This window comes from Seonamhaeicola aphaedonensis (genome assembly GCF_003386195.1).
Taxonomy (GTDB): domain Bacteria; phylum Bacteroidota; class Bacteroidia; order Flavobacteriales; family Flavobacteriaceae; genus Seonamhaeicola; species Seonamhaeicola aphaedonensis.
Map to the genome: position 1 here is coordinate 129,070 of NZ_QRDX01000006.1, position 20,616 is coordinate 149,685.

Sequence of the window (20,616 nt, forward strand, 5' to 3'; positions counted from 1 at the left end):
AATCTAATTGGTTAACGGCTTACTGATAGACACATGCCTATCCTTTAACTTAGTTCCCCACGCTTTGTTTGGTTCAGGTCCCATTTCGAATTCTAGTGTGCTACCGGCCATAATATCATCATGATGAATCCATGATTTTGTGTAGGGCTTCCCATCAAGGGTTGCCGACTGGATATACACATTTTCTTTTAAATTGTTATGTGCAATGATGGTAAATTGTTTTCCGTTGGATAATTTCAAACTAACTTTATCAAACATGGGGCTTCCAATTTGATACGTTGGGCTACCAGGACATGTGGGATAAAAGCCCATACTCCCAAAAATATACCACGACGACATTTGTCCGCAATCTTCATTACCCGGTAACCCTCCAGGACCCGAAGAAAAGTTTTCGTTGAGTAAGGTTCTAATTAGTTTTTGGGTTTTCCAAGGTGCGCCAATGTAATTATACAAATAAGGCGAGTGCATGGAATACTCATCGCCCACATAATAAAAATCGTTTTCAAAAAAATGGTCTAGGTAGGCTTCAAGAGCCTTATCGCCTCCCATAAAATTGGCGAGCCCTTGTACGTCATGTGGCGCAAAAAGTGTAATATTTCTAAAATAATTTTCCCTATCCTTATCAGAACCATACGCCCAACCACTAATAGAAGGGTCAGTAGCACTACGCCAGCTTCCATCGGCATTTCTACCTCGTACCAACTTTGTTTCTGGGTCTAAAAAGTTTTTGTAATAAAGTGAACGCTTTATGTATTCTTCGTATACTGCTTCTTTACCCATAGCTTTGGCCATTTGTGCAATACAATAATCATCGTAGGCAAACTCTAAAGTTCTAATGGCAGACTCACCGTGCTTATCAGTAGGCACATAACCTAACTTTTGGTAGTCTAAAATGCCTACACGCGCCACGTAATGACCGGTACCAGGTGTTGTGCCATTTTTTAACATGGCTTCAAAAACCTTTTCTGAGTCATAATCTCGAATGCCCTTAATGTAGGCATCGGCAACAACCGCATCGGCATGGGTACCATGCATGATATTGGAATACCCCGGACTGGGCCACTTGGGCATCCATCCACCTTCATCATATGAATTTAATAGGGCGGTAATCATTTCTGAAACCTTTTCAGGCTCAAGTAAAATTAGTAAAGGGTGCTCTGAACGAAAGGTGTCCCAAATTGAAAAATCGGTGTACATTATCCCGGGCATCACCTTGCCATTGAAAGCACTGTAGTGGTAACCATCTTCTGTGATGTTTCTTGGTAACAATAAACTACGCTGTAAGGCTGTATAGAAAATTTTCTTTTGGTCTTCTGGTCCTTCAATTTGTATTTTTTCTAAGGCCTTATTCCATGCTTCTTTAGTGGCTTGTGACGTTTTCTCAAAATCCCAATGATTAATTTCACTTTCTAAATTCTTTCTTGCTTGGGCTATGTTTATAAAAGAGGTACCTAACTTTACCTGAACTTTTTCGTCCGCTTCCGTTTTAAAAGAAACATGAACCGCCGAGGCCTCTGCCCCATTTGTAGCCATTTGCATTAATTTAGATGCATTAAAAGATGTGGGTTGCGCACAACCAAATTTTAATGTGCCTCCGCCATAATTATCATAGTATTCAATTTTTATTTTATAAGATTCCCCAGCCTTCAAATTCATACTAAAATCGTCTGTGGTTGCACCTCTATTAACCCAAGAATCAATAACTAATGTATCGTTAACATATAATCGAACACCATCATCTGAAGTTACATAAAATGTATGTTGTCCAGATTGTTTTGCAATAAGCTCTCCCGTATATCTCACAGAAAACAGATCCGCATTGATAGTACTCGCCGGGGCTCCCGACCATTCGAAATCAATGGAGGAATCTATGCGTTCTAAATTAGGTTTTCCCGAAAGTTCCATATTATTGTAGAATTCTCCCCTAAACCCATCAGGGAATAGTTGAATGGTTCTACCCAAATCTGGTTTTGCTACTAGGGCAAAATCCTCAAAAGGTTTACTAAATTTTGCAACAAAATAAGATGCAAATTCTCTGCCTGTATAGCCTTTATTACCTGCTCTCCCAGTGTTGTCGGTATAGCCTTCTATTTCATTTTTCTCTGGATTGACACGAAAATATCCGTGCGCCTCGGGATTATCAATAACAATATGAGATGCATCAGATTTTGGAAACGTAAATTGTAAAAACTTGGCTTTAGATACTGCTGTAAGTTCTGCCTTAATATCATAATCATCGAGTACTACCGAATAATAATGAGGTTGTGCTATTTCAGAGTCATGGCTAAAATTGGATGCTCGGTCCTCAGGAGTTGTCCTTAACTCGCCAACTAATGGCATTATAGTTAAAGGTCCATATTCAGACATGGAAGCCCCATTGGGATAATGCGTACTTCGGAATCCTTGTATTTTTTCATTCTCCCACCAATACGGAATATCTTTTGTTGTGGTTTGTGGGGTTATTTGAGTCATGGCAAAAGGCAAACCGACCCCAGGATATACATGGCCTTGAGGTAATTCTGCTTGACTCAAGGTCGATTTACCAGACCAAGGTTTTGTACCTATTCTGGTGTCTATATAATTTATAAAACCAGAATCGCTAGTATTGTTATTCTTCAGAGTCTTAGAACAGGAAGTTATGACAAGTACCAAGATTGAGAAAGGTGCAAACCAAAAAATATTTCTTTTAGTCATTTTTTTAAAAGTATTTTATTGTACTAATATTTCATCTATAAAAATCCAGTGATTCTTACCCGACCCAACATGCCAATTAGGAATTGATTTATTCTTAAAAGTGAATTTCACATATCGGCACAACTCTGGAGAAAAAGATATATTGGGCCTTTCAATGTATCGTTTATTTAGATTTTTAGAAGGCGTGTTGGTTTTCACTCTTCCAACTTCTCTAAATTCCCTATTATCGGAAGACACTTGTACAATAATTTCATCTGGATTAAATATCCATTGTCCTGTGTCAACAAGAAATCCCGGTCTAACTTTTTTTATCCACCGTTCACTTCCAAAATCAATTTCAACCTCCATATCCTCTTCATTTATTCCGGTCCAAAAGCCATCTCCAAAACTATTTGAACCCAATACTCCATCAATTAACTGTACGCCATTAGGGCTTCCATATCCAAGCCCTTTCTGACTTACCGCTATTTTGGGAAGTTTGGTTGTTGGGTTATACATAATTCCCTTCATATAAGTAGCTTCAAAAGTTCTACTCGCTTCTAAACCTTCTTTAAATGCCTTTGCTTTTATGGTTGTTTCATTATTGAGGATTAAGGGAGCATTATATACTTTGGAATTGATATCTGGCGCACTACCATCTAAAGTATACCTTATAATGGCACCTTCGGTATTACAATATAAATTTACTTTTTTGCTTTGCGCAAAACATAATTCTTTATCTGTTGTATATGGAATACTTACCATGCGATTTATATACAGATTGTAATCAACATCTGCTTTCATACCAACCATACCTGACAAATCGTTATCACTATTCGCCCATGTTTTATTGGGCTGGTTACCCATTTCTAATACAAGCTCTCCACCAGAAATTATTTGGTTGTATGTTATAAATGGCTTAGTGTAAACCTCTCCATTCAAGGTTGCTGATTGAATGTAAATATTTTCACTTGAATTATTATTTGCAACTACCACAAACTCCTTTCCATTCTCCAAAACAAGACCTGCCTTTTTAAACGCTGGCGACCCTATCTGATATTGATTACTACCGGGACAAACGGGATAAAACCCAAGAGAACTAAATACATACCATGCCGCCATTTGGCCTAAGTCATCATTATTATCCAAACCATCTGGGACGTCTCTGTAAAATTTCGGCATGATTTCCCGCACTAATTTTTGTGTTTTCCATGGCTCCCCTGCAAAGGTGTACAAGTAAGACATGTGGTTTGAAGGTTCGTCTCCATGTCCATATTTTCCAATAAAGCCAGAAATATCAACATGTTGCCCTCCTGAAATCTCGGTACTATCAGCAAAAACATTATCTAACCAATTGGTAAAGTTCTTTTTACCACCGTGAAGCTTCATTAAATACCCCATGTCATGAGGAACATAACTTGAATACCCCCAAATGTTTCCAGAAATGTAGTTTTTAACCAAACCCTCCCATTCGGTCATATCCATTTCTAACAGTTTTCCTGTTTCAGTTAAGGGAAGCAGATACCCTGTCTCCTTATCGAAGCTATTTCGATAACCTTTACTTCGCTTTTGAAACAATTTCTGGTCTTCTTGTTTGTGTAACTTTTTAGCTACCTCAGCAATGCACCAATCAAAGTAATTATATTCGGTGGTTTTGGAAACAGACATACCAATACTTGCTGGTACAAAATCCATTTCTATGTAATATTCCATACCATTTTCTCCGTAGGGACCACTATGCTTATCTAATTCAAAAGCGGCATCTCGCATTGCTATATATGCAGATTCAACATCAATTCCAGGCAAATCTTTTACAATAGCATCTGCCATGACCGATACGGTATTATGTCCAATCATACAAACATTGTCAAATCCAATACATTCCCATACCGGTAGGCCAACTTTGGCATCTGTATAACGCGAAGTAAGACTGTTAACAAAATCAACCACTTTTTCTTGTTCTACTAAAGCCATTAATGGGTTTTGTGCACGGTATGTATCCCATGTTGAGAAATTGCTATATTGTTCAAAATCGGAATGGTATTTTTTTCCTTCCACAATATATTCGCCCGTTACATCAGATATAAGGTTTGGAGAAATCATGGTACGGTATACGGCTGTATAGAAACTTCTTAAATCAGAAACACTTTCTGTTTCTATTGGGAATTTATTCATTTTCTCCTCCCAAATTTTTTGTGCTTCCACTAAAGCCTTATCAAAAGATTTTGTCTTCGCTTCAGCATCAAAATTGGCTTTTGCTCCTTCATAACTAACGTAAGATATAGCAACTTTAACATCCACCTGTTCTCCCGCTTCCACATCAAAACTAACAAATGCCTTTACTTTTTTATCATCGGCAGATGTTGTTGCTGGAATTATAATATCGTTTATGGCTATCCCTTTCTCCTTGAATTTTTTGGAAAACTGTGCATAAAAATAAACATTCCGAACACCGGCGGCGCCATTGGAACGTTTATAACCTTTTATTTCATTGTCAGAAATAAATTCAATTCCTGAACCATATAAATACTCACCCAATTGATGAGACGCATCTATGATGATATTGCCTTTACCAGCCTGATTATAGGTATAACGATGAAACCCTACACGAGGACTTGCAGTAAGCTCTACTTTTACATCATAATCGTCAAGGATTACAGAATAGTATCCAGCTGAAGCCTCTTCTCTGTCATGTGAAAACCGGGAACGAAAACCACTATCAGGATCTTCTTCAGTACCATCTTTAATTTTTACGCTACCCACGGTTGGCATTAACAGAAAATCACCTAAGGCTGTTAAACCTGCCCCGCTTATGTGGCTATGGGCAAAGCCTTTTAAGATTGAATCAGTATAATGATAACCTGAATTCCAATCCCAACCCTTTAGGTCGTTACTAGGACTTAGTTGAACCATACCAAACGGAGTTGTAGCGCCAGGAAAAGTGTGGGCATGAGCATCAGTGCCAATCATGGGGTCTACATATTGAATATAGCCGTTATAAGTTTCTTTTTCAGGTTTCTTAGAACACCCAATTATGCAAATACAGATGCTAATTAGTAGAAGATAAAGACTGTAGTTTTGAATTTTGAAAATCGATAATTTACCTAACATGAGTTGTCACTTTTATTAATCACTTCTGAAGAAATAATATTATCATCGGTTAACTTTTTGATGGCTTCGGAAGTATATCCTAGCGCCTCTAAAATTTCTTGGTTATGTTGACCTAACATAGGAGACGGTCGACTAATCTTTCCTGGTGTTTCACTCATTGTAAACGGAATATTAGTTACTTTAACCTTTCCTGCTTTAGGATGCTCTACCTCAACAAAGGTATTATTGTGAATGACTTGGGGGTTATGCTCCACCTCAGATTGGTCATACACCCTTGCTACCCATAAATCTAAACCTAACATAATTTCTAACCACTCATCGGTGGTTTTGGTAACGGTTATGGTTTCAATAATGCTGTGAATCTCATCGCGTTGGTTATAAAGCACTTTGGGATCGTTGTATTGCATTAGAGTGTTATCGCCCAACGCTTCTACTAATTTTGGCCAAGGACTCATGGCAATGGTCAAATACCCATCTTTTGTTTTATAGGTTCCAAAAGGTGCACCGTTTCCAGGGTGGCCAATGCCCGATTCAGGACGTTCAAATTTGGTACCCAAATTTTGAATGGCGAAAAAATCCTGCATTTGAAATGCGATGGCCGATGATAATAAATTGGTCTTTATTTCTTGCCCCTTTCCTGTACGCTCTCTGTAAAATAAAGCTGATAGAATGGCATACACTGAATTGAGTCCGTTTACTTGGTCGCATAACGCAGTTCCTAATGCTACTGGTCCGTAAGACGCTTTTCCGCTAGTCATGATGGCACCACTAACAGCCTGCACCAACAAATCTTGTCCAGGTCGGGACAGGTAAGGCCCATCGGCCCCCCAACCACTTGCAGAACAGTAAATGATTTTAGGGTTTATTTTTTTTAAATCGTCATAGCTATAGCCCAAACGTTTCATGACACCGGGGCGAAAGTTCTCAACCACCACATCGGTTTCCTTAGCAAGTTTATAAATTATCGCTTTGCCCTCTTCAGATTTAATGTCGATAGCCAAGGAGCGTTTGTTCCTGTTCCATGCCATAAAACAAGGCGACTCATCGCCTGCTATCCATTTGTTGAAGAAGGTCATACCTCTGTAAATATCTCCGGTGCCGTTGCGTTCCACTTTGATGACATCGGCACCTAAATCCCCCATCATTTGGGTGGCGTAAGGCCCTTGTAGTAATTGAGAAAAATCTAAAACCTTTACACCTTCTAGGGCTTGTTGCATTTCATATGTGTTTAATTTTCAAAATATCGAGGCAAAGTAGTTAAGCCCCCATCTATAATTATATCCTGTCCTGTTATAAATTGCGCCTCATCGGATGCTAGGAAAACGGCTGTCATAGCCACTTCTTCGGGTAGCCCTAATCTTAGCATCGCCGCTTGATTAATGCTACCTTTTAAAAAGCCCTCACCTTCGATTTCAACACGTTTTTGATTCATTGAGGTAAGAATTGCACCCGGCGAGATGGTATTGAAGCGTACGTTTTCCGACCCAAATTGTCCTGCTAATTGATTGTGCATCGAAAGAATGCCTCCTTTGGCCGCCGCATAGGCTGTCCAATTATCCCAGCTCCTATGTGCTTGGGTTGAAGATAAGGTAATGATGCTTCCGGATTTAGCTTTTACCATATAAGGCAATACGGCTTTTATACCTCGAAAAACACCTTTCAGGTTGATGTTCATGAGCATATCCCAATCGCTTTCTGGCATATCGCGAACATCTCCAGGTATGGCTACGGCCGCATTGTTAACCAAAACATCAATTTTCTGGAATTTATCAATGGTTGCTTTTACCAACTGCTCTATAGCTTCAGTATTACCTACATCGCATTGATGGCTTACAACAGAACCTCCTTTCGCTTCAATAGTTTGAGCTTCATTTTCGGATTTCAACCCATCAATATCGCACATGACCACATTTGCACCTTCCTTAGCAAAAGCTTTACTAATAGCCAAACCTATACCGTCTGCAGCTCCTGTAACAATGGCGACTTTATTTTCTAAACGACTCATTTTTATTTTTTTCTGGTTAACCAAAAATTTTCAATTTCTTCAAGGGATTTACCTTTGGTTTCAGGCAAAACTTTAACTGCTAACCATAAAGCGGGTATCATACAAAGTGCAAAAAACCAGAAAGTGCCATGAGGTTTTAAATTCTCTAAAAACCACGGAGTCATTTGCCCAACAAATGTGGTACCCAGCCAAACAGCCATAGTGGCTATAGACATAGCTGTTCCACGAATTTTTAGTGGATAAATTTCGGATAGCAACACCCATAAAACAGGTCCAAATGAAAAAGCAAAACAAGCAATAAAGGTCAAAATAAAGGTCATTAATAAATAAGTGTTATCTGTGTTCATGTAAAACAATACGCCCACAATTAGTAAGGATGTCATGATACCGATGATACCATAAATCAATAACGGTTTTCTTCCCAAATTATCAATCTTCCAAAGAGCTATGAAAGTAAATAGTACATTTACAATACCAATAATAACTTGTCCTCCCAAAGCTTCACCCAATTGCAAACCACCTTCTTCTAGTATTTTAGGACCATAATAAATAATAGCATTAATGCCACTAATTTGACTTAATAATGCTAATGCGATACCAATGACCATAGCCAGTTTAAACGGTCCCTTAAATACATCCTTGATGCCCATAGATGGCTTTGAAAGCACGTCTTCAACATTTTCTATTTCACTTTGCGCAGTTTCTTTTGATAAAAATCGCATCAAAATAGTTTCAGCTTCAGCTTGTCTTCCCTTCATGATGAGCCAACGCGGACTTTTTGGTATGGCTAAAAGTAGCAAGAGAAAAATAAGTGCAGGAATAGTTTCACTACCTAACATGGCACGCCAAACTTCGGCAACAAAAATTTTATGAAGCATACCTGAAGATTCAGATACTGTATTTAAAGTTGATACGTGTAGCAAATAAGCATTTGAGAAATAAGCCACTAAAATCCCCAAGGTAATGGCTAATTGGTAAAGTGCCACTAACTTACCTCTATTTTTTGCAGGTGCAATTTCAGAGATGTAAAGTGGCGATAACATGGAAGCCATACCCACTCCTATACCACCTATAAGCCTATAAACAACTAGTCCGTTGAAACTTCCAGACACTGCACAACCAATAGCTGAGAGCGCGAAAAATATACCCGATAGAATGAGTATTTTCTTTCTTCCATAGATGTCACTTAAAAATCCGGCGAACAACACACCTAATATAGTTCCAATAAGTGCTGAACTCACATACCAGCCCTCCATGACGGTGCTTAACCCAAATTGGGCCTTAACCAAGCCTACTGTTCCAGAAATAACGGCTGTATCATAGCCAAATAAAAATCCGCCAAGTGCGGCAACTAAAGCAAGTAATGTAACATTGTTTTTCATCCTTAGGTATCTTTAAATTTCATAATACATGACAAATATTTCAATATCATGAAAATTTTTAAAATTTAACTAAGATAAAAACTTGTAATAGCTACTTAGTGTTTTTTAGACGAATGACAAATATAAAACCACAAATAACTGTGGGTTATAGAAAAGATTATATTATTGAATTAAAATCATAATTTTATATGAGCTCATTAAAATTATGATTTTGTTAGCATACTTATTGTATTTAAATTTTTCTGTCCTCAACGGCTAATCTCCACTCCTTATTCGGCTCCTGCCCCATTTCAAATTCAAGGGTACTACCGCTCATAATATCCTTATGGTGAATCGATGCCTTGGTATAAGGTTGTCGTTTAAAGTAGCTGACTGGGTGTACATATTTTTCTTTGAATTGTTATGTACAATTACAGTAAAGGTTTTCCGTTTGACAACTTTAAAGCAACTTTATCGAGTACAGGACTACAAATCTGGTAAGTCAGGTATGGGGCTCACAGGATATAAGTCCATGGCTCCAAACACATACCACGAAGAAAGTTGTCCGCTATATTCATTGCCTGGTAATCCTCCCAAACCGCTTGTAAAGTTTTCAGCCAGCAGTTCTCTGATAATCTTTTGAGTTTTCCACGGTGGTCCCAGGTAATTGTACAAATAAGGGGGCATGCATCGACCATTCGTCACCCATGGGAAAGAAATTGTCGAGGAATTCTATGAACGCATCATCACCACCCATAAAGTTTACCAAGCCCTGAACATCGTGTGGAGCAAACAGCATAATGTTGTGGTAGTAAATGTTGCGCTGCTTTTCATCGTGACCAGTCCAACCACTAATGGCAAAGTCTTTGGGATCTCTCCATGTACCATCGGCATTTCTTCCACGCACCAGTTTTGTCTCCGGGTCAAGTACATTTTTATAACGCATAGCCCTTTCCATAAACTGAGAATTACTTTTGCTTTAACCAAATATTATATTCTTTTCCATTGTACGGTATCTCCTTTAATTTGGCTTAACTAAAACCTTGATGATTGAAAGGCTTAATCGACAACTGATCTGTACCTATATCCACTTCAAAAGTTCCGAACACAATGGTCTCCTATCTGGACCTGCAGAAATCTCAAGAGGCATGGATAATCGATCCTGCTCCGTTCTGATTTTTGCTGTTTAAATATACCTGATAATTAATATATTACCTTCCACCGAATTATTTGACTCCCCACTTTTTATTGATTTTAGCCGATGTTTTGTATTCCAGAGTTGCCCCTGAACGAATATCGTCAAAATCAATCCATGTGGAGGCATGTTTTTTTCCATTTAGTTTTAAATCTACAGGGTAAATTTTATCGCTTGATCCACCTCGTATATTAACGGTTCCACCGGGCAGTTCCATCGTTATGTTTTCGAACTGTGGCGCACTTAGTGTAAATCCAGCCACGCCGGGAATCATCGGATAAAACCCTATTGAGGCAAAAACATACCACGACCCCATGGCTCCTGCATCGTCATTGCCCGGCAAACCACTTGGTTCGTTGCTGAATATTTCGCTAAAAATGCGATGAACGGTTTGAGAAGATTTATAAGGCGCATTAGTCCAATTGTAAATCCATGGAATTTGAAAGCCGGGTTCGTTACCCGCAGCGTACCAGTCGTCGTGATACGAGGCGTCGAGCCTAACAAAAAGGGTATCCAAGCGTTTCTCCGCAAAATCTTTTCCACCAATGGTATCGATTAATGCATTCAGGTTAAAAGGCACCATCCACATGTAATCTTTATAGGTAGCTTCGCGCCAGTCATGCGTGATATCTTTCCAACTTCCATCAAAATTACGGGAGTTTAGCCAGTTTATTTCCGGATTATAAATCGAATTCCAGATCTGTGCCCTATTCATAAAAAACTGAGCATCCGTTTCATTCCCAATAGCCTGTTTTGCAAACTGACCGATGGCATAATCGGCACTGGCATATTCAAGCAGAATGGAAGCCGGAGCCACCCCTTTTTCATATTCTTTCAGGAACGGACGAATTTCAACCTGCTGGGAATGCAAATGAGGAATTGTGGCACCCCGCCTCATATGCCTATAGGCCGATTCGACATCAAAGTCATTTGCCCCAAAAGCATATGAATTCGATAACAGTATAGCTGTAGGGTCTCCCTGCATAATGCCCGTTTCGAGGTTGGCCAGTATCCAGCGCCCGAAACCACCGCTCTGGTCGGCAAAATCAACAAGGGTTTGTATCATATCGCTGCTCTTTTCAGGAAACAACATAGCCACCAATTGCGCCTGGGTGCGATAGCTGTCCCAAACACTATAGGTACTGTAATGATCGCCGCTGCTGGTTTTATGCACCTGGTAATCGGCTCCCATGTATTCGCCGTTTACATCGCTAACAATATTTGGGTGAATTAGGGCATGGTAAAAGTGGGTATAGAACTGCACCACCCGATCGGTATTTTCCGACTCCACTTTTATTTTACCCAGATACTCGTTCCAAACCTGTTCTGCATAAGCTTTGTATTCATCAAAATTCGTATGGGTTTTACTCGCTTTAAGGTTTTGCTTGGCATTTTCAATTGACACATAAGAAATGGCAATTCGGTAATTAACTTCCTTGTTCGTTTGGGTATCGAAATAGAATATGGCTCCAGCATTTCTTCCAAATGCACGATCTGCGTTATTTAAGATTTTATCCTGCATCCAAAAACCGGTTTCGCTTGCCTGCACATCAAACTCAGCGGCAAAATATACACGGTAATTATTAATGTTTATGCCACAAAACTCACCCCCTTCGGCAAAGCCCTCACAGGTTTTTGCTGAGGTAATTTTCACCATTGAGTTTTCTACAAAAGTTGAGTTCACACCCGAACCTATGATCACTGTCCCTGTATTTTCATGGTCGGGAAACAGAAACCTGGCTATACCCGAACGCTCGTTAACGGTAAATTCACCTACAGAGCCATCTTGCATAGTAACCGAAAGGTAGCCGGCATAAGCTTCATTTATCGTTTTGTAAGGTGGCAGAGAATCCATGCTGTTTGGAGATACGCTAATTTTACCAGAAATGGGAACTACCGGAAAATTACCTTTTTGTGCACAGCCCCCACCACTAATCTGGTTAATGGCAAAACCACGCTGAGGAGCGAAAAAACTAGGAGTAAACTGCACCATTCCAAAAGGGTAGCTTGCTCCGACATAGGTAAACCCACAATGCATGTAACCTTCGCCTTGGGTACCAATTTCTGGGTTAACCAATTTTGCATAATTTTGAGCATTTAGGCTGATCACAACCGTTATTAAAAAACTAAAAAAGAAAACGACCTTCATCATAACTACTATTTTTATAATCCTATTTCTGTTATTTTATTGATTTCTGTTATTTTATTGAAAATGAATAACGACAACTTCCCGAACCTATTTGTCGGGTTGTAGTTGGTTGTTTCATTTTCTGTTTCATCTACCTCAGCAGAACAAGCAAACAACAAGGTTACTCCCAAATGGAAAACTTACCGTTTTAAATCGTTCTTAAATAAATTCTGCGATTCTCTGTTTGTTTTTATTCGTCTTTCTGCCATACTGATTCAATATCCTCTAAAGACATCCCCTTGGTTTCTGGTATTTTTTTCAGGATAAAGGGCACTGGGATACAACATATAGCAAAGACAAAGAAGGTCCATGACGCGCCTAGTGTTTCCAGCATCCACGGAACCACCTGACCGATTACGGCCGTACCAATCCATAGTGAAAAGGTTGCCAATGACATGGCTCTTCCCCTGACGTTAGTCGGATAAATTTCGGATAGCAACACCCATACCACTGGACCAAAGCCAATAGAGAATGAAGCACAGAAAACAAGTATGAAAATAAGAACCAGAGACCCGCTTGTAAGATTAAAGAGAAAAAGAATACCAATAGTGGTCAGCGAAAGAGCCATACCGCTTACACCTGCCAATAGCAGTTTTTTACGTCCAAAACTGTCGATTTTCCAAATCGTGAAAATAGTGGCCACTACGTTGATAAACCCGATAAATACCTGACCTCCCAAAGCTTCACTCAATTTTAAGCCAGCCTCTTCTAAAATTCTGGGACCATAATAAATAATGGCATTGATACCCGTAAACTGAGATAAAATAGCCAGCAGTATTCCTACAAACATGGCCACCCTGATACCTGGATGAAACAATATATTCCATGTGCCTTTTTCCTCTTTTGCAATCGCTGATTTAATGGATCGTATGTCTTCATCCGCAATCACATTGCCCTCAATCCTTTCTAAAATTATCTTCGCCTCCTGGTTTCTGTCCTTAGAAGACAGCCATCTTGGGCTTTCAGGGATAAAAAACAACGTCAGGAAAAACAAGATAGCTGGTATAGACTCCAAGCCAAACATGGATCGCCAGACTTCCTCTACGAATATCTCGTGCAAAAAACCTTGTTGAATGTCAGTGCTATCACCAAGATCCAATAGCCATGCATTGGTAAAATACGCACTCAAGATTCCTACAGCTATGGCCAATTGATAGAGGGCTACCATTCTTCCTCTTAAATGGGCTGGCGAAACTTCAGAGATGTATAAAGGCGACAAGATTGATGCAATTCCGACACCAATACCACCTAAAATTCTATAAAATACCAGTTCACTGTGAGTCTCGGGTATCATACATCCTAGGGCAGAAAGACTAAATAAAAACCCGGATAGAATCAAGGTCTTTTTTCGCCCAATACGGTCAGAGAGCTCACCGGCTACTAAAACCCCTCCAATACAGCCAACCAACGCTGAGCTCACAAACCACCCTTCCATGATTGCGTCAAGCTCAAACTGGGCCTTGACAAGACCGATAGTTCCCGATACTACAGCAGTATCATAGCCGAACAGAAACCCTCCTACTGAGGCAGTCACTGCAATGAAAACCAAAAATGAATTTCCGGCTTTCTGTTCAGCCTGTTTTTTTGAGAAAAAGTTATTTACCATGGGATGAAGTTTATTTTCCTGGCGCCTTAGAAGTTTCGTAGCTAAACACTGGCCATTGGTATAGCTTGCAACATGTCACCTAACTCTTTTGTAGAATCAAATAATATCGGGAAGCATTTATCATCTAAGGGGTCACCAGTTTTTCCTAAGGGAGGAAAGTTTTGGAGTGCTTCTTTCCTTTCATAATCATCAACGTTTGAAAGGGTTTTGGTACCCATTGTATTCAAAACGATCGCTCTGCGTGAGCGCTCGGAGAGGTTGGCATATGACCCATGCATCATTAAGGGGTGGTGGAAACTGCAGTACCCTTTAGGCAGTTCATTGACAAACTTATTATCAAAGCTTGCCTTCTGATCTTCGTTCAATACCTCACGCACAGCATCCATGTCACCCGTAAGTCCTGTTATCGGCAACAATCCCCATTTATGGCTACCAGGAACATAATACATACATCCATTATCCGCATTTGCATCGTCCAATCCCAACCAACAGGTCAAATGGTTCATCGGCTTTGTAAAAGTCCAATAGGAAAAATCCTGATGCCACGCTACAACACCACCATGCTTTGCGGGCTTGCAGAATAATTGATCATGAAAAACCTTAAAGTCACCTCCCATCAATTGGTAAACAGCCATGCGATACGCAGGAGACCACCACAAATCATGGAAACCCGGTGTAACTCTCCATCCGCCAATGGCGTGAAAAAGGACTTTTGTTGGGTCTTCAGCTTCATTACTCTCATAATGGTAAAAAAGCTTTCTCTCTTCATCGGATACCGATTGAAGTTTTTCGAGTTCTTCATTTAAGATGTCAACTTGCGTTTCTGTAAGTACTTTTATACCTGAAAGGAACCCGTTTTCCTCATAGAACTTAATCTGTTCTTCAGATAGAACGTATTGTTGCCAATCTTCTGGGGTCTGTGGTTGCTTAATAAAATCTGATATAGGGCTACTATATTCTGAAAGATCACTTGTTTGAATTTCATCTGGCAATTTCATAAGATGAATATTTATTGATTATTAAAAAAATTGATACTTCGAAAGACATGCTTAGCCCAGTAGGACCATTCATGGCCACCTGGGAATTCTTCATATAAGTGTGGTATGTTATTTTCTTGCAGTTGTTGGTGTAGTTCTCTATTTGCAGGGAGTAGTGTATCATCCAAGCCACAATCGAAACGGAAGGGACCATAATTGCCTTTATTGGCTCGTAATGTTTCCAAAACCGAATGCTCTATTACACTTTCCTGCTTCATCAAGGTGACGTCCTCTTCAATGAACATCTTCATTTGATCGAGGTGCGTGATGGAGGATAATCCCGAAAAAGCTTTGAAAACACTTCCGTATTTTGCCCCCAACCTTAGTGCCCCAAAACCGCCCATAGATAAACCTGATATAAATATGTCTGATTTGGTACTGACCTGCGGGATCATTTCATGAGTAGCGGCTATCACATCTTCTACTATCCATTTTTCAAAATCGAATCCACTATGGGGCAGGTACCCGCTCCCGTCCCCCCACAGCCCATCAGATGGCATGACCAATACCATGGGTTTGATTTCACCATTTTTGATCCAACTATCCATTTTTTGGTGAATCCCGGCGTTATATAGCCATGCACTATGGCTACCGTATACCCCATGAAGAAGCATAACAACAGGTAAATCTTTTAGTGACCTGTCTTCGGGAACATAAACAGATATGTCACCACGACCTTTCAGGTTTTCACTCTTTACAGTAATCAACCTGAGGTTGCCTTGCTCAAAAGCAGGATCTGAAATGAATATGGTCCTAAACTTTGTACTCATATACTTATTGATCAAATATAATTACACCTTTAGCATTTCTACCTGCCAGCATATCCTCAAAAGCTTTTGGCAAATCCTCGAATTTATATTTACGTGTCACCATTTCATCAAGCATTAAATCTCCCTTTTTATAGAGATTTAATAAGATTGGATAATCTATTTGAGGTCGACATCTTCCATAAAGGGGATTGATGTATATTTTGTCCCACTGAAACAGATTCATATCAATGCTTATCTTATCTTCTATTCCACTCACCTGTACCGCAGTTCCGGCATTTCGGATCATCGCCAAAGGTGCTGCACCCAGTTCCGGAATGGCTGTACATTCAAAAGCATAATCAGCCCCTCTTCCATCAGTCATTTCCTTTACTTCTTCTGCTGCATGTAACAGGTTTGTATCGTTTTTATCGGCTACAATAGTGTGTGTGGCTCCAAAACGCTTTGCCATTTCAAGGCGTAAAGGATTAATGTCGATGGCAATAATCTTTTCAGCACCCGATATCCTAGCTCCTTGAATGACGCTTAAGCCAACTCCTCCGGTTCCCAGCACAGCAACCGATGAACCGGCCTTAACCTGCGCTGTATTCACCACTGACCCATAACCAGTCATTACTCCACAACCGATAATGGCAGCCGATGCAAAAGAGATTGGTGTATCGAATTTCACAACTGCATTTTCCTTTACCATAGCATGTGTAGAGATGGTTCCGAGGTTGAAAGAGCGTTGAATTCCTTTTCCTTTGTACAAGGTGCTTTCGAGCCTGGCGTGACCTTGAGATATAGCGCCACCACTAGTTTGATTACCAACTGTTACCGGCGAGTTATTTTCACAGATATTCTGGTTCATTTCCTGGCACTGAAAACATTTGCCACAAGGGATAGCCCAATTAAGTACAACCTTGTCGCCAACCTTCACAGTAGTAACTTCATTGCCTACTGCTTCAACTATTCCTGCACCTTCATGCCCCATAACTAAGGGGGTATTCCAGTTTAATGAATCATAATCAGTATGGCAAATACCTGCCGCCATCATTTTAACCAATACTTCGTCTTTTTGGGGTTGGCTTACCTCTATGTTTTCGATCGAAAAATTGCCCTTACCATCTGTTATTGCGGCTCTACCTAACATTCTAATTCGTTTTTTGTATTCATAACAATATCCTATATGTTCTGATCAATGAAAGGAGCTGGTCTTTTGGTTTGATAATAGACCAGTCCATACCCGATAAGCTTACTTTTCCGTCTCCAACAAGATGAACCTTGTTTCCCAGTGCTCAATGAGCAGGGGTGAAGTGATCTGATCCAATTTTTCCCCTAAAGCATTCGCATTGTACACAGCCTTAATAGTTGGGTTTTCTAGCAACTTATGGACATCCAGAATAGCATGATCTCCTTCTGTTTCCCTTAAGTGAAGTACCACACCGTTACTATGAAATGCAGGCCTGGAGCTTACCAACAAAAGATTCTTAGGCGTATTTAGCTCCACGAATGTTTTTGATTCGGCATCCACATTTGCATCTTGCCTTCCAGCGTTGGTTCTGGTAACCAACGGAACTCTATTACCCCAGCCAAACTGAGTAGAAAATGCATTTGATTTGTCTCTCGTAGATGTAAACTGATACTTCCAATCCAATTCACCAAACTGACTGGCTTTAAAGTTGGTTGTCCAATAGTTGTTGAGTACCCATGAATATATATGGGCATTGTCCAAGTCCAATTTATAGTAATAGCGTCCTGTATTGATACCTCCAAAATGAACCAAGGGGATATCACTGCTATTGAAGGCAATCTGCGCATCGTCGGATTTGACCGCTACAAAGTTTTGAATCGTGTTCCAATCGGAAGAAGAACCGGCAAGCTGGTCTACACCCGGCCTAACGATACCTCCTTGTGCCTCGAAGACCAATTCTCCATTATTATCGTTTGCGAATGGGAAGGCAATAAACACACCTTCAGGATTGGTATTTTCATTCTTTCGCATGTTATACAGCAATTCCACTTCTTTCTTTTGGTTATAAAGACGGATTTCAATGTTCAACCCTGATGGGCCTGCACATTCGGGTATATCAGCATGACACTTTATACTGGTCCAGATTTCTCCTTCTTCAATTCCCGTTATTTCAAAATTTTGAAGTTCAACCAACCGTTTATTTAATGGTCGGTAAACCGTATCGCGAATCATCCCGGTAAGTCGCTCAAGTGAACTGCGTGTTTCCAGCAATTCATAGATAAAACTTCCCAGCTTGTGAGGACTGTTCTGATCTACCAACTCCATTTTCAACTCTTTGTCAAAAATGCTGGTAATACCGTTCTTTGATTCATCAATGCCGACTTTATAGTATTGGTTTTCAACTGTATTTGAGATCTCCAGTGATGTTTTATCAGCATGACTTTCATCATTGGAGGGTAGTATTCGGTAAGTGGCATAGCCCATAGCAGGCACATCTTCTACCCAAAGCGCCCAGCGACTACCTTCCCATCTTCTACTTATTAATTGTGATGGAATTTTATTCCCTTTGCTATCTACAATAATATACCCACCATCGAGTGGCAATAAATCATAGTCTATAAATGCCTCGGCTACTCCGGTTCGTTTCCAGTTTAGCGTGTTAAAAACGGTAACTGAAGGCATTTTAGGAACGTCCACATAAGGTTGAACTAAACCGATAGCTTTTTCGCGCAATAGGTTTGCCTGCTGATTCGCCATCCATACATAGGAGGATTTCTGACTCCACTGATCCATTGAGTTTTTTGATTCAGGATCACGAATACTTTCTGACGCACCAAATGTATGTTCTCCGTAGAGCAATAGATTGTCATAGCAGTTGAGTACCTCGTTATTAATTTGCTCCGATATTTTTCCTCCTGAGGCCTTTGCCATGGAGAGTATCCCCATAGTTGCCAACATTTCAGCATGTGTATTTCGCGATACTTTAGTTTCTTTCATGGAAGATCCAAAGCCATCCGTCCACCAATCCGGCCATGCCTGCCTTTTTGTTTCAATCTTATCTGGGTGATTTTCCTCCATATACACCATAAATTCACTAGCCAATGAAGACCGAAGTTTAGGCCATTCGTATTTTTCATTCCATTCTTTGATAATATCACAGGCCTTGGTAGATGGTGGCGAGTTGTCAGTCATGTAGCCCGAAAACTGGAAAGCGATTTTATTGAAGGGGTACTCTTTTTCCTCCATCTGTGTCAGGTATTTTGATAAGTTGCTTCTGAACACATCTAATTCCCCTGACGTCAAACTCAAAGCATTTCCATGCATATAATGCTCACTCCGGTAGGCAAGCATTTTTTTACCCGAAGGTGACTCCCACCAAAACGAAGTAGGTTTGTTAAATGGCAAACGCGCACGATGCGCATGCACGCCCATGGTTAGGTATTTTACACCAGTATTTTCATACATATCAGGCATGCACCATCCAATTCCATTCACATCATTCTGCATAGCTGTAGTTACATCAATGCCCTGATCTTTAAAATCCTTAAGCGCCTGAAGCTGAATAGCCAAAGCTGTTTCATCTACGATTTCAGCAAAATTCAAAAACATCCCGGCAACCTCTATTCTGCCTTCTTTGATACGCTTAAGCAATCGGTCAACCTGCTGCTGAGGACGACTGTTGATATACTCCCTTACTGTCCAAGACACTTCACATGTCCAGCGAAACTGAGCGTCTTTAGGGTAATGATCTGTTTGATCACAAAAATCTAATGCATCATCGATGTATCTTAAATGCTCCGCTAAGATCTCTGATTGTTGACGTGTATAGCCTATGTCCGTATGACTGTGTTGAATCAAATAGACTGTCCATTCATTCACGGGTTTCAGCGCAACATCGAGTGACTTTGTATCCTTCCCGATCGTAATACCTGCTGTTACCGTTTTATCAGCAGTTACTTTTGGTATATCAAAGTCTATTTCATTTAATCCGGTTTGTAGATTTATTTCTTTTCTTTCCTGTCCTACCCAAACCTCTGCTTTTTGAGTCTCTGCAAGATGTACAATATCGAATCTCAGGGTATTGAAGAGTTTGTTGTTTTGCCGCTTAACCGTTTTCAATTGTGAAATAGAGATATCCTTGCTAAGCTTAATTTTATAGGTCATATACCATGCAGCGCTATTATTATCTACCCCATCAATTTTCACATTTACAGGCTCACCTAATTTGACGATCTTTTTAGGTACTGTTAAAACAGCATAACCCATTTCGTCCCCATTATTATCAACCATTGATTTAAAGAAGCTTAAGGTAATGTCCTTTGTTCCATGGACTACTCTGGCTTCATCACTCGAATGAGTAGGATTAGCAAATGTTAAGACCTCCTCGCTGTTAACCCATAGTTTAAATTGCTGTGGGTCTGGAGTTACATCTATTCCATATACCCAGATGAAAGAGACCGTTTTAGATTTAAGTGATGTTGGAATTTCATCAGTTTGCCACTCCATTTTCCCAACATCTTTATGAGCTCTGGTTAAATAACACTCATTATTGTATGAATAGGGCGATGGGTACGCAAAATTTACTCCATCCACATCCTTATCGTAGCCGTTTATGTAATTTTGGGCTTGAATGCTTCCTGCAAGCACGAGCAGGATCACCATTAATAAAAAATTTAGTTGTTTCATTTTTTTATAATTGTTTTAATAATCACCTCTATAG

General features: G+C 39.9%; 13 protein-coding genes. All 13 read right to left on the reverse strand.

Annotation, left to right across the window (positions count from 1 at the left end):
- Positions 1 to 3 precede the first annotated feature (3 nt).
- The 13 genes from DFQ02_RS10840 to DFQ02_RS10900 all read right to left on the reverse strand — a co-directional run bounded on the left by DFQ02_RS10840 (position 4) and on the right by DFQ02_RS10900 (position 20,582).
- Positions 4 to 2,694 (reverse strand): GH92 family glycosyl hydrolase, encoded by a 2,691-nt coding sequence (locus tag DFQ02_RS10840; protein WP_116524457.1) that lies wholly within the window; start codon positions 2,692 to 2,694, stop codon positions 4 to 6.
- A 15-nt stretch (positions 2,695 to 2,709) separates the two neighbouring features.
- Entirely contained in the window at positions 2,710 to 5,784 is a 3,075-nt protein-coding gene (locus DFQ02_RS10845) for a GH92 family glycosyl hydrolase (RefSeq protein WP_116524458.1), read from the reverse strand.
- Entirely contained in the window at positions 5,778 to 7,001 is a 1,224-nt protein-coding gene (locus DFQ02_RS10850) for a CaiB/BaiF CoA transferase family protein (RefSeq protein WP_116524459.1), read from the reverse strand. The genes DFQ02_RS10845 and DFQ02_RS10850 overlap by 7 nt, the downstream gene beginning before the upstream one ends.
- Positions 7,002 to 7,012: 11 nt before the next feature.
- A complete protein-coding gene (locus tag DFQ02_RS10855; protein ID WP_116524460.1) occupies positions 7,013 to 7,789 on the reverse strand; it encodes an SDR family NAD(P)-dependent oxidoreductase in 777 nt (258 codons plus the stop codon).
- A 2-nt stretch (positions 7,790 to 7,791) separates the two neighbouring features.
- Positions 7,792 to 9,171: a sugar porter family MFS transporter gene (locus tag DFQ02_RS10860; protein WP_116524461.1), complete on the reverse strand. Its 1,380-nt coding sequence runs from the start codon at positions 9,169 to 9,171 to the stop codon at positions 7,792 to 7,794.
- Positions 9,172 to 9,636: 465 nt separating this feature from the next.
- Positions 9,637 to 9,837 (reverse strand): glycoside hydrolase domain-containing protein, encoded by a 201-nt coding sequence (locus DFQ02_RS15390; protein WP_116524462.1) that lies wholly within the window; start codon positions 9,835 to 9,837, stop codon positions 9,637 to 9,639.
- Positions 9,764 to 10,108: a glycoside hydrolase domain-containing protein gene (locus DFQ02_RS15395; protein WP_116524463.1), complete on the reverse strand. Its 345-nt coding sequence runs from the start codon at positions 10,106 to 10,108 to the stop codon at positions 9,764 to 9,766. Before DFQ02_RS15395 ends, DFQ02_RS15390 begins: the two co-directional genes overlap by 74 nt.
- A 268-nt stretch (positions 10,109 to 10,376) precedes the next feature.
- On the reverse strand, positions 10,377 to 12,515 hold the full coding sequence (locus DFQ02_RS10875; protein WP_317124698.1) for a GH92 family glycosyl hydrolase: 2,139 nt from the start codon (positions 12,513 to 12,515) through the stop codon (positions 10,377 to 10,379).
- Positions 12,516 to 12,723: 208 nt separating this feature from the next.
- Entirely contained in the window at positions 12,724 to 14,139 is a 1,416-nt protein-coding gene (locus DFQ02_RS10880; protein WP_116524465.1) for a sugar porter family MFS transporter, read from the reverse strand.
- Between the two features lie 41 nt (positions 14,140 to 14,180).
- A complete protein-coding gene (locus DFQ02_RS10885) occupies positions 14,181 to 15,137 on the reverse strand; it encodes a phytanoyl-CoA dioxygenase family protein (RefSeq protein WP_116524466.1) in 957 nt (318 codons plus the stop codon).
- A gap of 11 nt (positions 15,138 to 15,148) precedes the next feature.
- Entirely contained in the window at positions 15,149 to 15,946 is a 798-nt protein-coding gene (locus DFQ02_RS10890; protein ID WP_116524467.1) for an alpha/beta hydrolase, read from the reverse strand.
- 4 nt (positions 15,947 to 15,950) lie between these two features.
- Positions 15,951 to 17,075, reverse strand: a complete 1,125-nt coding sequence (locus DFQ02_RS10895; protein WP_116524468.1) for a Zn-dependent alcohol dehydrogenase — start codon at positions 17,073 to 17,075, stop codon at positions 15,951 to 15,953.
- Between the two features lie 102 nt (positions 17,076 to 17,177).
- Positions 17,178 to 20,582, reverse strand: coding sequence for a glycoside hydrolase family 38 N-terminal domain-containing protein (locus DFQ02_RS10900; protein WP_116524469.1), 3,405 nt, complete (start codon positions 20,580 to 20,582; stop codon positions 17,178 to 17,180).
- Positions 20,583 to 20,616 lie beyond the last annotated feature (34 nt).